Annotated in this window: 5 protein-coding genes and 2 pseudogenes; 5 read left to right on the plus strand and 2 right to left on the minus strand. The window is 59.7% G+C overall.

The features are described 5' to 3' along the window. Positions 1–209 precede the first annotated feature (209 nt). The 4 genes and pseudogenes from virD4 to AC0L2X_RS18065 all read left to right on the plus strand — a co-directional run bounded on the left by virD4 (position 210) and on the right by AC0L2X_RS18065 (position 10,014). Entirely contained in the window at positions 210–1,901 is a 1,692-nt protein-coding gene (gene virD4, locus AC0L2X_RS18050) for a type IV secretion system ATPase VirD4 (RefSeq protein WP_473600139.1), read from the plus strand. Between the two features lie 340 nt (positions 1,902–2,241). Then, positions 2,242–3,282 (plus strand): type III secretion protein, encoded by a 1,041-nt coding sequence (locus tag AC0L2X_RS18055; RefSeq protein ID WP_473600140.1) that lies wholly within the window; start codon positions 2,242–2,244, stop codon positions 3,280–3,282. A 244-nt stretch (positions 3,283–3,526) separates the two neighbouring features. Then, positions 3,527–3,727 (plus strand): annotated as a pseudogene (locus tag AC0L2X_RS18060) (type IV secretion system ATPase VirD4); the annotation flags it as partial. Between the two features lie 200 nt (positions 3,728–3,927). Further along, positions 3,928–10,014 (plus strand): Ulp1 family isopeptidase, encoded by a 6,087-nt coding sequence (locus AC0L2X_RS18065; RefSeq protein ID WP_473600141.1) that lies wholly within the window; start codon positions 3,928–3,930, stop codon positions 10,012–10,014. A 30-nt stretch (positions 10,015–10,044) separates the two neighbouring features. Here the strand turns inward: AC0L2X_RS18065 and AC0L2X_RS18070 are convergent. Together AC0L2X_RS18070 and virG are read right to left on the minus strand one after the other, a co-directional pair. Further along, a pseudogene (locus AC0L2X_RS18070) lies at positions 10,045–10,623 on the minus strand (ISKra4 family transposase); the annotation flags it as partial. 27 nt (positions 10,624–10,650) lie between these two features. Beyond that, the gene (gene virG, locus AC0L2X_RS18075) at positions 10,651–11,370 is read right to left on the minus strand and encodes a two-component system response regulator VirG (RefSeq protein ID WP_473600142.1); all 720 of its coding nucleotides are present in this window, start codon (positions 11,368–11,370) and stop codon (positions 10,651–10,653) included. A gap of 1,397 nt (positions 11,371–12,767) precedes the next feature. Here virG and AC0L2X_RS18080 point away from each other — a divergent pair. Continuing rightward, positions 12,768–13,541, plus strand: coding sequence for a type IV secretion system lytic transglycosylase VirB1 (locus AC0L2X_RS18080; RefSeq protein ID WP_473600143.1), 774 nt, complete (start codon positions 12,768–12,770; stop codon positions 13,539–13,541).

The raw sequence follows: 13,541 nt of genomic DNA on the forward strand, positions 1-13,541 counted from the left end.
CCCACCCCCCATCCATATAAACACCCCGGGGGCGCTTCCCCCTCTGATTTTTCCTTAAAAAAAAAAACCCCCCGGGGGGGGGGGGCGCCCCCCCCCCCCCCCCCCCCCCCCGCTCCGGCATCGATCTGTCGAGCGGCGACATCGCGCGACGTCGGTCCAGTGTCTGAAGCGGGCGCAGCATTAGCTACGGCTAATCCGGCAATGGGACAATGCCTTCAACAAAAACGACGCCCCCCAACATAGCCATTAGCATCGCGTGCTCGCTCGCCTTGGGCTTCTGCGCGGCAAGTCTGTACGCAACGTTCCTTCACGGGGGTGGCGGCGAGGCTTTGATGACGTTTGACGTCCGTGCCTTTTGGTTTGAGACGCCCTTCTATCTGGGTTTCGCAAGCCCCGTCTTCTATCGGGGCGCAGCTATCTTGCTCTCGACGTCCGCGGTCGTCTTGCTGATTCAGCGGATCGTATTACGCCGCAAGCTCGAACACCACGGGACGGCTCGTTGGGCTCGAGTGGATGAAATGCGACGCACGGGATATCTGCGACGATACCGTGGCGTGACAGGGCCGGTATTTGGGAAGACAAGTGGCCCTTTCTGGCCTGGCTACTACCTGACCAATGGCGAGCAGCCTCACAGCCTTATTGTTGCACCAACCCGTGCTGGCAAGGGCGTCGGCATAGTCATTCCAACGCTCCTTACATTCAAAGGCTCGGTGATAGCTCTCGACGTGAAGGGGGAGCTCTTTGAGCTTACCTCGAGGGCGCGCAAAGCCGCAGGCGACAACGTGTTCAAATTCGCGCCGCTGGATTCGGAGCGGCGCACCAACTGCTACAATCCGCTGTTGGATCTTATAGCGCTGCCTCCACAGCTGCAATTCACCGAAGCCCGCCGCTTGGCCGCAAACCTGATCACGGCCAAGGGGGAGGGCGCGGAAGGTTTTGTCAGCGGCGCGCGAGATATCTTTGTCGCCGGGATCCTTGCCTGCATCGAGCGGGGTACGCCAACAATCGGCGCCGTCTATGACCTCTTCGCCCAGCCGGGGGAGAAGTTCAAGCTCTTCGCGCAACTCGCCATGGAGACCCGGAACAAAGAGGCACAACGCATCTTCGACGACATGGCGGGGAACGATACAAAAATCCTGACCTCCTACACGTCCGTCCTCGGCGATGGCGGGCTCAATCTGTGGGCGGATCCGGCTGTAAAGGCAGCTACAAGTCGCTCGGACTTTTCGGTCTATGATCTTCGCCGTCGCAGAACGTGCATCTATCTGTGCGTCGGTCCGAACGACCTTGAGGTGATCGCGCCTTTGATACGCCTGTTCTTTCAGCAAATCGTTTCAATTCTACAGCGGTCGCTGCCCCGCCAAGATGAAAAGAACGAGGTTCTCTTTCTGCTCGACGAGTTCAAGCACTTGGGTAAGCTGGAGGCGATCGAGACCGCAATTACGACCATCGCGGGCTACAAGGGGCGTTTCATGCTCATCATCCAAAGCCTTTCGGCACTGACGGGGGCTTATGGAGAGGCTGGCAAGCAGAATTTTCTGAGCAATACCGGCCTGCAAGTGTTTATGGCCACTGCCGATGACGAGACCCCAACCTACATTTCCAAAGCCATCGGTGAATACACGTTTGAAGCCAAGTCGATTTCCTACAGCCAGGCGCGAACGTTCGATTGGAACATTCAGAATTCGCATCAAGGTGCACCGCTGTTGCGTCCCGAACAGGTTCGGCTGCTCGATGAAGACTACGAGATTGTTCTCATCAAAGGGCTGCCACCATTGCAATTGAGGAAGGTGCGATATTTTTCGGACCGCATCCTTAAACGCATCTTCGAAAGCCAGACAGGCGCCCTCCCGGAGCCGGCACCCTTGATGGAAGCTCATCCAGATGACACTGACGGTTAAGCGCCTCTCGCGTATCCCGTCCCTCGGCGATCAGAAACTCCACTACAGGTGAACGGCTATGGGAATTTGCATTTCCAAATCCTCCGGATCGACTCGACATGCGGAAGAGTCGCCGCGAGAATCCACGGCAGCGCTGAGGGTCTCCCTGGGCACGCCTGCCGACAGGTTGCGACGGGGCGGAGATGCGCCTCTGGAGCCACATCAGATCCAGCAGGCCGCCTATCATATGGGAGCGTGTGTCGTCGGTGACGACGTCACCAGCCCGATAAGACTCGCGACAGCGGGGCAAACAGTTCACGACGTTCGCCTGCTGCTCAAGCATGGCCGGGGAAACGTTAAGGTGGACGACATTCCCTCTCGCGGCCACAACAGCATCGGATCGTCGGTTGCAATGAGGGGAGCAGACGACAACATTAAGGTTGCAGTGGCCGTAGTCATGGGAGCGGCGTGCTGCAATCAGACCGCTCCCCTTTCCGCTATCGTCCACGCCCCACACATGGCGGCCGACGAGCGGAGTATGACCTCTAGTGCTTCCGTGTCAATGAAAGAGATAACCCGCGAAGGTGATGAGATCCCAGTCAAGACGGGTCACATTTGGAACGAATTGCGGCGCGGAAGCCGCGACCCGAGGTCGACCGTGGTCATGGATGCCTGGGCCAACGGTCCCGCTGTTCGGTTGAAAGACAGCGCATGGAGCGGAGTGCCGGTCAAGGAAGGTCATTGGTCGATGGACAAAAGCACCGCCGAATTCCTGAAAAACCGTGTTGAGGGGTTGATTCCGTTCGTGCATCCGGACACAAATGAACAGACTGCCAACGATTTGCGCCGGAAGCAAAACGCACCCGTATCGTGGGAAAAATATGCAGAAGTACAAGTGATCTCACCTGAGTTCGCTGATAGTGTACGCAACGCATTGTCCCGTATTCCTGAAGACCATCAAAAGGAAATCGCATCACTGATGATTCAGGAAGCGTACGGAATGGATCCTTCCTCGCGCACGCACCAAGACGCAGTGGAATCAGTTCTGGTGGCCGTCAACCAACTGGACTCGCTGCCCCGGCCTCCTGTCGAGCCGCCGCAATTGGCGGCGTATCACCAGTTCGACGCAAATCAACAGGCCCAAGCTTACGCAGTTCCCGGCATGCAAGATATCTTGCCGCACATGCCTCCGCCGCAGCATGCAGCAGAGGAACGGAATGCGAATCTGGACGGCCACATAGCAGGTATTGCGGCGTCAGTCCGTGATACAGTAAGCCCGCAAACCTCCCGTCAACAGTTGCGGCGGGGTGGTGAAATCGGGCAGTCCCTAAGTCACGCCTATAATCACGCCCGCGAGGATCTAATGGCTGGCTCCAGAAGCAGAGATCGCTCAGGCCGTTGAGGTCTCGGCTATGGTAAGTGACGCCGTCTCCTCGAATCCCGTTCACGGCCTTGCCATCTCTAATGCGCTGGCCGTTGATGTACCTGCCTTAGGGTAACTTTCAGAATCACGTCTGCCGGGCGGTGCAATGCAAGCATCGCACCACCCGCTCCGCATCGATCTTTGGAGCGGCGACATCGCGCGACGTCGCTCCGGTGTCTGAAGCAAGCGCAGCATTAGCTATGGCTAATCCGGCAATGGAACAATGCCTTCAACAAAAACGACGCCCCCCAACATAGCCATTAGCATCGCGTGCTCACTCGCCTTGGGCTTCTGCGCGGCAAGTCTGTACGCAACGTTTCGCCATGGGGGTAGCGGCGAGGCTTTGATGACGTTTGACATCCGTGCCTTTTGGTTCGAGACGCCGTTCTATCTGGGTTTCGCAACTCCCGTCTTCTATCGGGGCCCTCTTCGCCCAGCCGGGGGAGAAGTTCAAACTCCTCGCGCAACTCGCCATGCGGACGCATCTCGAAAGCCAGACAGGCGCCCTCCCGGAGCCGGCACCCTTGATGGAAGCAGACGAGGGCTCTTGGCAGAATCTCAACCGATGAGCAGCTGCGCGGATTGGCACAGAACTTTGACGATACAGTTTGATGTGAGGCTAGTATGAACCCGCGAAATAGTAACCCATCCCGTGTAACAGCTTTGTCGCAGGTGCAGGGCGCCGGCTTGGAGGAGGGGCAAGCTGACCAGGCCCGGCAAGTGGTCTATAGGCAGCACCTTGCCGAGACCCGCAGGCTGTTGGATCAAGCTGACGAGTCGCCAACGAATCCAGAAGAGGTTCTGCGACTTGAACAGGGGTTCCGCGAAGTCCTTCAGCGACGGCAGGATGATCAAGCCGCCTCGTCTTTTTTCAGCGAGCCAGGGATGCCCGCTGGGCCGGGTGACCTCAACAGCATAGTGGCGGACGCTTTCGCAGCGGCCGGCTCTGGGCACGCCGGAGTTGAGGCCGCCGCCCCGCCGCCGTTAGCTGCCAGCCAACAGCAGATTCGGCCCTGGCCGGAAGCGCTTGACCAGGGCAACCACCTGCTACCCGAGTGGGTGATCATCAACGACGAACATTACACAGCGCTGGTGCGGCCAGCCGAGAGGCAGAGGGTCCTGAATACGCCGCAAGCCGCCGCCATTCAGCCGTCACTGAGCGAAATCGGCAATTCAGGCGGCCGCGTGCCGATGCAGCCCCTCGTGCAGCAATTGGGTGAATTGCCATTGGAAGGGGTACCCGTTCAAGGGATAGGGTCCGAGCACACCCGAAGGCTGCATGCGGAGGCCGCGCCGTCCGCATGGTCTGAGAAGCACCTCGCTGCGATCGAGAACTCCATAAACGTCTCATTTGCGGTCCCCAAAGGCTTCTCCCATGGGACTCAACGCGTCCCAGACGCGATGCTCCCTTTCGTGGGCCGCCACGACCCCTTGCCTGATGCGGGCCAGGCCCGGCAAGCGGGCTTTGAGCCGCACGTGGCCGAGCCGCGCCGAGCGGATCCTGTCGCGAGTGGCGCCCGTGCCACCGGCTATCCCCATTTGTCCTACGAACACCGGGACCTTATTGATAAAGCGATCGCCCACGCTGCGGCTCAGAAAACATATGACGAGAGCACGGTTCGAAAATACACGTCTGCACTTCGCCTATTGGCAAATGATCTCGGCGCTCGTGGCCAAGCGATTGACCTAAAAAATCACCAATCCCTGGTCGATCACGCCAATGCTTTCTTTCCGAAAAAGGAGGAAATAAAGAGGGCGTTGAACGTCCTGCGTGCCTATCATGAGCCGGGCTATTCAGCGGCTGTTGGTGCCTCTGCCACCCGCTATCCCCATCTGTCCAACGAACACCGGGACGTGATTGATAAGGCGATCGCCCATGCTGAGGCTCAGCAACACCATAGCGCGCAGACGCTCGGAATATACACGTCTGCACTTCGCCGATTGGCAAATGATCTCGGCGCTCGTGGCCAAGCGACTGATCTAAGAAATCACCAATCCCTGGTCGATCACCTCGAGACTTTCTTTCCGAAAAACAGGGACATAAAGCCGGCGTTGAACCTCCTGCGTGCGTATCATGAGCCGGGCTATTCAGCGACTGGCCGGTGGCCAGTGACGGCGCCCCCAAAGGCAGACGCGCATGTCCTGGAACAAGTGGCCAGTGACAGCAGCTTGGCCTTAACCACCCGTCTTATCTATGGTCGTAATCTTCGCAATTTTTCTATGGCGCTTGAGAGGCAGGGCCGGACGATCTCTGGGCTGGATCATGATTCGCGGATCAAACTCGCCGAGGGGTTGTTTCCAGGCAATCGTTATCTCCGCTTGGCGTTGGGACGGGTTCGCGATGCGAAGCCCGCGTCAGACAGGATCGTGGCGGACGCTTTGGCAGCGGCCGGCTCTGGACACGCCGGAGTTGAGGCCGCCGCCCCGCCAGCGTTAGCTGCCAGCCAACAGCAGATCCGGCCCACGCCGGATGCGCTTGACCAGGGCAACCTCCTGCCACCCGAGCGGTTCATCATCAACAATGAACATTCGACGGCGCCGTTGCGGCCGACAGAGAGGCAGTGGGCCCTGAATCCGCCGCAAGCCGCCGCCGTTCAGCAGCCGCCGAGCGAAATCGACAATTCAGGCGGCCGCGTGCCGATGCAGCCCCCCGTGCAGCACTTGGGTGAATTGCCATTGGCAGGGGTACCCGTTCAAGGCACAGGGTCCGAACACATTGGAAGCCTGCATGCGGAGGCCGCGCCTTTTGCAAGATCTGAGGCGACCCCCGCTGCGGTCGAGGACTTCATAAACATCCCATTCGCCGTCCCTGAAGGCTTCTCCCATGGGACTCAACGCGTCCCAGACGCGATGCTCTCTTCCTTGTACCATTATGGCCTCTTGCCGGACGCGGACCAGCCGGAATGGAACTACGAGATTAAAGGTCACGGCTACACCGCCCGGAGGCCAGAGGGAGGCAACGACGTTTGGCTTGTCGATCGCGGTGCGATGAGGGAAGCTGCAGTGGCGGCAGTAACGGCAAAGGCTCCAGGACACGCCTTGCCTGCGACCGCGAGGCTGTCAGACACCTATCGCGGTGTTCCGTTGGTCGATCTGACCACCTCTTCCGATGCACGGATCGGAGCTTTTCCGTCAGGCTCGTCCAACCTCCCCGAGGGGGCGGTGCTCGGCGCCGACCTGCTGGGCGACGCCCATATCCACAGGGATTACCGGTTGCTGGAGCAGGACCTGCAGGTGGCCCACCCAGCGCTCGCCGCCCGAACGCGGCTGGTGGATCCCTTGGTCTCCCAGCAACTGCGCCGTCACGACCGGGACCCGCAACCTACATTGCTGTCCATCTATCATCAAAACGACGTCGCAGCCGACTTCGTGTTCCTGCCGGTGAACAGTGGCAATCCTATGGCTATGGTGGAGAATGATGGACGCAACGAGCATTGGTCGCTGCTGCTCGTTGATCGCCGCGACCCGGAGAGAGCGGTCGCCTATCACTACGACTCCATCCATCAGCGCGATGGACGGGGATACAACAACGCGCCTGCACTAGAGCTCGCAACAAGACTGGATGCGACCGCCCTGGTGACACCCGAAATGGCCCGGCAGAACAACGGTGTTGATTGCGGCGTCTTCGTGGTGGACGGCACGCGCGCGCTGGTTCAGAGATTGGCGAACCAAGAGTGGCCGGAACGGCAGCGGCCGCTGCACCTCGACACCCTCGTCGCCGATCGGCAGGCGCTGCAAAACCGACTGAGGCAGGGCCGCTTGGCGCACGAGCTTGCCGCAATCCCCGCGGACGCTTTTGCAGCAGCTGGGTCGCAGGCGCAACACGCCGTCTTGCAAGAGCAGCAAGCCCGACAAGTCGCGCCAGCGCCGTTTGAAAGGCACTTGGGCAAGTCGCGTGAGGCCCAGGACGAGCTGACGCGTACACTTGACAGGAACAACCTCGTGAACAGCGGCGGCGTCATCATCAACAATGAACATTCCACGGCGCTGTTGCGGCCAGCCGAGAGGCAGAGGGCCCTGAATACGCCGCAAGCCGCCGCCATTCAGCCGCCGCTGAGCGAAATCGGCAATTCAGGCGGCCGCGTGCCGATGCAGCCCCTCGTGCAGCAATTGGGTGAATTGCCATTGGAAGGGGTACCCGTTCAAGGGACATGGTCCGAACACATCGGAAGGCTGCATGCGGAGGCCGCGCCCTTCGCAAGGTCTGAGGCACCCCCCGCTGCGATCGAGAACTCTAACGTCTCATTCGCCCTCCCCAAAGGCTTCTCCTATGGGACTCAACGCGTCCCAGACGCGATGCTCTCTTTCGTGGACCGCAATGACCCCTTGCCGGATGCGGGCCAGGCCCGGCAAGTGGGCCTTGAGCAGCACGTGGCCGAGCCGCGCCGAGCCGAACCTGTCGCGAGTGGCGCCCGATATCCCCATCTGTCCGACGAACACCGGGACACTATTGATAAGGCGATCGCCCACGCTGCGGCTCAGCAAAAATTGAGCGTGAGAACGCTCCAAAATTACAGGCGTACACTTCGCCGATTGGCGAATGATCTCGGCGCTCGTGGCCAAGCGACTGATCTAAAAAATCACCAATCCCTGGTCGATCACGTCGATGCTGTCTTTCCGAAAAACGAGGATATAAAGGCGGCGTTGAACGTCCTGCGTGCGTATCATGAGCCGGGCTATTCAGCTACTCGCGGGTGGCGAGTGCCGGTGCCCTCAAAGGCAGACGCGCATGTCTTGGAACAAGTGACCAGTGACAGCAGCTTGGCCTTAACCACCCGTGCTGCCTATGTTAGTAGTCTTCGCAGATTTTCTGAGGCGCTTGAGAGTCGGGGCCAGACGATCTCTGGGCTGGATCATGATTCGCGGATCGAATTCGCCGAGACGTTGTTTCCAGGCAACCGCAATCTCCTCTCCGCGCTGGAACGGGTTCGCGATGCGGAGCCCGCGTCAGACAGGATGGTGGCGGACGCTTTCGCAGCGGCCGGCTCTGGGCACGTTGGAGTTCAGGCCGCCGCCCCGCCAGCGTTAGCTGCCAGCCAACAGCAGATCCGGCCCTGGCCGGATGCGCTTGACCAGGGCAACCTCCTGCCACCCGAGCGGGTCATCATCAACAATGAACATTCCGCGGCGCTGCTGCGGCCAGCGGAGAGGCAGGCCCTGAATACGCCGCAAGCCGCCGCCATTCAGCAGCCGCTGAGCGAAATCGGCAATTCAGGCGGCCGCGTGCCGATGCAGCCCCCCATGCAGCAGGTGGGTGAATTGCCATTGGCAGGGGTACCCGTTCAAGGCACAGGGTCCGAACACATTGGAAGCCTGCATGCGGAGGCCGCGCCCTTTGCAAGGTCTGAGGTGACCCCCGCTGCGATCGAGAACTCCATAAACGTCTCATTCACCGTCCCTGAAGGCTTTTCGCATGGGACTCAACGCGACGCGATGCTCTCTTCCTTGGACCATTATGGCCTCTTGCCGGATGCGGGCAGGCCGGAATGGAACTACGAGACTAAAGGTCACGGCTACACCGCCGAGAGGCCAGAAGGGCGCAACGACTTTTGGCTCGTCCATCGAGGTACGATGAGTGAAGCTGCAGCGGCAGCAGTACCGGCAATGGCTCCAGAACCCGTCTCGCCAGCGACCGCCAGGTTGTCAGACACCTATCGCGGTGTTCCGTTGGTCGATCTGACCTCCTCCTCCGATGCTCAGATCGGAGCTTTTCCGTCAGGCTCGTCCAACCTCCCCGCGGGGGCGGTGCTCGGCGCCGACCTGCTGAGCGACGCCCATATCCACAGGGATTACCGGTTGCTGGAGGAGGACCTGCAGGAGGCCCACCCAGCGCTCGCCGCCAGGATGCAGCTGGTGGATCCGACGGTATCCCATCTGCTGCGCCACATGGAGCAGCAAGACGCGCGAGGCACGTTGCAGTCAATTTATAATCGAAACTTCGGCCCACCCGACTTCGTGTTCCTGCCAGTGAATGATGGCACTCTTGGTGAGAGCGGCACCCATTGGTCGCTGCTGCTCGTTGATCGCCGCGACCCGGAAAGAACGGTCGCCTATCACTACGACTCCATCCAGCACAATCGACAGGGATACAACAATGCGCCTGCACTAGAGCTCGCAACAAGACTGGACGCGACCACCATGGTGACACCCGCCATGGCGCAGCAGAACAACGATGTTGATTGCGGCGTCTTTGTGGTGGACGGCACGCGCGAGCTGGTTCTTCGATTGGCGAACGAAGAGCGGCCAGTCCCGCAGCTGCCGCTGGACCTCAACTACCTCGTTGCCGATCGGCAGGCGCTGCAAAACCGACTGAGGGAGGAGCGCTTGCCGCACGAGCTTGCCGCAATCCCCGCCGACGCTTTTGCAGCAGCCGGGTCGCAGGTGCAACACGCCGTCTTGCAAGAGCAGCAAGCCCGACAAGTCGCGCCAGCGCCGTTTGAACGGCACTTGGGCAAGACGCGCGGGGCCCAGGACGAGCTGACGAGTACACCCGACAGGAGCAACACCGGGGGCGTCATCATAAACACTGAACATTACACAGCGCTGTTGAGGCCGGCGAAGAGGCCGAGGACTGAGAATCCGCAAAGCCTCGCCGTGGGACGCCAGCCAAGCGAAGCAACCACAACGTCCATCAGCCAAGCCTCCGATCAAGCCCGAGCGGACCTGATGGCTTCCTTCAGAAGCAGAGAGCGCTCCGACGCGGGACGTTGAACTCCATGGCTGGGGTCAAGCAGAACAGCTCGTTTGACGACAGAGGCGCGATGCGATCTCCGGACCGTAGCTCTTGCCGAAATTTATCTGGCTGGCACTGTTGGAAGGCGATGTAAGCTTGGAACCCGCCGACGGCGCTCAGGAACTTGCGCATGTTCGGCTAGCCTGTTTCGAGACCTTCCGCGTCGAACTGCAGGTCGGCAATTTCGTCACGGGCACGATAGACGTTACGATGCCAGAGATGCCATTTGATCGTGCGCAAGTTTTCAAGCAGGTCCTGTCCGGCCTGCTCGTCGTGGTTTTCGAGCCCTTGCACCAACTGGCGAAGGACCGTGGTGCGCATGGTGATATGGAACCAGTCGAGGACATGCTCGCCCGCCGGTGCAATCATTTCCGCGAGCGAGCGGACTTCTTCCCCACCGTCGGTAATGAAGGTAATATCCTGATTGGCCTGGACACCCTGCTTCTTGAGATGGTCGAGAATGCGCCATTGCAGCTCGCGAACAGCGCCGTGGGACGAAACGGATGTAGCGCAGAGCGCCGTCTTCAGGCCGCGAGCGGCCTGCGATCAGATCGATTTTTCTTCCGGTCGTCACGGTGGCGGATGTACTCGGGAAAGTCCAGAATAGCTCCCGGTCAAGCGGCCAAGGTGCCTCCGTAGCTGACATCTACGTCAGCGTTGAAGAAGTACCCTGCACCACGGCATGTTTTGACCAGGCGAGGATTGGCCGCATCAGCCTCCAGCTTTCGGCGCAAGCGCAAGATTAGGACATCGATACTTCGATCATAGACCTCTTCTCCACGCACACGGCTCGCGAGCAAAAGCCGTTCTCTGGATAACACGTTGCGTGGGTTCTCCAGAAACGCGATCAAGAGATTGAACTCACATGCGGTAAGCTTGACCTCGCCACGCTCCTCACAGATCAGTCGCCGCTGCTTGACGCTGAGCTTCCAGGCCCCAAAGCGAAATGAGCGCTGATCTCTGGTTCGCGGAATGCGCTGGCGTAACGCTACTCGAATGCGGGCCAAGAATTCGCGCATCCCGAAAGGCTTGGGAATGAAATCGGTTGCGCCGAGCTCCAGTGCAACCACTTTTTCCGCCTCATCAAGCCGGTCGCCGCTGATCACTATGATGGGAACATCCGATTTTGTCGCCAGATTGCGGACGATCGCAAGTCCATCCTCCCGGCCTAGGTTAAGATCAACAACCACCAGATCGACTGGCTCGTGTGAAAGAACATGGTCAAACTGCTTGCTATCGTGGACTGCAGTTACCTTCAAGGCATGCATCGTGAGATACTCGGCGATGACGCGCCGCATTGCGGCATCATCATCGATGACAAGAACATGTTTCAACGGCTCACCTTCAATCTCGAATCGCACTATCTAAGCTGTTGCCGAGCAACCCTAGGGAACCGATGTAGGACAGCTCCCCCTTGGTCCCACTCGCCGCTGCGGGCGGCCAGCAACGAGGGCCTTGCTCGTCCAGAGTTGGTAGAAAGCTGGGGCCTTGTCGACCGCGAATTGGCCGCATGCATTTAGCCGTGTCACCAGACAGGTTCAAGCGCCGACATGAGCTGCCGTGAGGTCTTTCGCTTTTTTCGCATCGAGCTTCCCGTTTTGTCAGTTTGGTGCAGGCCTGCTCATACCACTCGTTCGACGGCATGGATGCCGAGTTGCCTGCCATGTCCTGAATCTTCGTCACGTTATCTGGCGCTTGCGGACCTGAATCATCTCGACATCCTCCTGCTCGCGGGTCGGGCTCGGATGTGGTTGAGCAGCGGCGTTTGATTGATCCCCTGAGAGGCGGTCGGCAGGAGGACGAATGTGATTCGCCATTGATGGCTTGTGCCAAATGGTACGTACTCCCGCAAAGTCGGGTTCTTCCGAGGTGGCCGGCGTCAATCCTGTTTCGGGCGACGGCTGGTCCGGTGACGGTTGCCGTCCGACCCAACATTCTCATTTTATTCAAGACCCCACTTGGAGCCTGTCACGTCACCGGTAACGCCACAAAGTCGACAGCGCCAAATCGAACCTCGTGATCATCCTTGGCGATAGCCCCGTCGGTCCGTTAATGGCGTGCGGTTTTCTGCCGATGGGACTGTGCAGGCTTCTTCACCTAGCGCGGCGAAAAGCTGAACCAAGGTTGCAACACAATGCGCAGCGTGCTGGTCGCTACGCCTTCCCAGTTGACCCTCGCGCCCACGGGTTTGCGCCTTGGAGCCAGCACTTCGCGGGTGAGCTCGCGGTGTTGGATCGGTGACTTGAGTGTGTATGGCCGCGCATGGCTGTCTGTTCAACCAATGGCAGCATACCGCAATATGCGGCGGCTTGGCGCCTCGCGTCGGTTTCTCCCGTTCGATCGACCCACGATGATCCGCAGCCAGAACGAACCGGCCAACCGTCTCATTGTGTGCTTTGGCTTTGGCCCTGAGAGAAGATGCTATCCCTATCCATCATGACGCCGAAGTCGCGGCTTGCGATCTAGGAGCAACGGACGGCCCGGGGGCGAGCAATCCCGCTGAGGAGTGATCGTACCAAGATGCTCCGGATTTGTCGGTGACTGATCGGGCCGGCGCCACGCCACGGCATGAGCAAGGTGCTTTCACGCACGCTCATGCCAACAAATGTCCTTTGCTACAGTTGAAACCGAAAAGCTGGACTTGAACATCACACAGTAACAAACCTCCCCGATAAGCGCGTGCCGGACAGGCCAAAATCGTCCGGCCGCTTAGAGAGGTAGGTGATAGGGAATGTTTATTGCAGCTTGGCCCCTGGCCATCGTCCTATTGACCTCCATGTCAGTCCCGGGCGAGCCTGCGCCACTTTCCCCCGGTGAGTTCGACAGCCTATCGCGCAAATGCGCTCCCTGGGTTGCGCCGTCCACGCTCGCCGCGATTGCCAAAATTGAAAGTGGCTTTGATACGCTCGTGGCTCACGACAATACCACAGGTGAGCAGCTTCGCTGGATAGATCACCTGGAAGCCACGCGGGGCGTCAAGAACCGCCTCGAAGCACAACATTCTGTCGATGTTGGATTGATGCAGATAAACAGCAAGAACTTTCCTATGCTCAATCTCACGCCGGAAAAAGCCTTCGAGCCCTGCGCCTCGCTTTCGGCTGCCGCCCACTTACTTGAAAGCCGGTATGCCGGCGGCACGACTGCTGTGGCGCAGCAACTGGCGCTTCGCCGTGCCATCTCGGCCTATAACACCGGCGACGTCTCGCGCGGCTTCGCCAACGGTTATGTGCGCAAGGTCGAGTCGGCCGCGAAGGATATCTCAAGGCTCCGTGAGCGGAGGTTGGAGCCGACTGCTCGAGACGTGCGACACCTTGAGGCACCCGGTCGGAAAGCCGTGCCGCCTCTGCTCGAACAAAGCGAGCAGACCAATGAAAAGCAGCCCACACAAGATTCGTGGGACATCTGGGGCTCTTATCAGCCGAACCGCTCGGGGGCAGACCCCTCCGGTCCCCAGGCTGCGGAAGAGCGGGAACCCTCGAACCCCAACAAACTCGTATTCGATTGA

This window comes from Mesorhizobium sp. WSM4828 (assembly GCF_055811175.1).

Bases quoted from the DNA above. Each gene is read 5' to 3' on its own strand.
- virD4 (WP_473600139.1), top strand. From the start codon at position 210: ATGCCTTCAACAAAAACGACGCCCCCCAACATAGCCATTAGCATCGCG.
- AC0L2X_RS18065 (WP_473600141.1), top strand. From the start codon at position 3,928: ATGAACCCGCGAAATAGTAACCCATCCCGTGTAACAGCTTTGTCGCAG.
- AC0L2X_RS18080 (WP_473600143.1), top strand. From the start codon at position 12,768: ATGTTTATTGCAGCTTGGCCCCTGGCCATCGTCCTATTGACCTCCATG.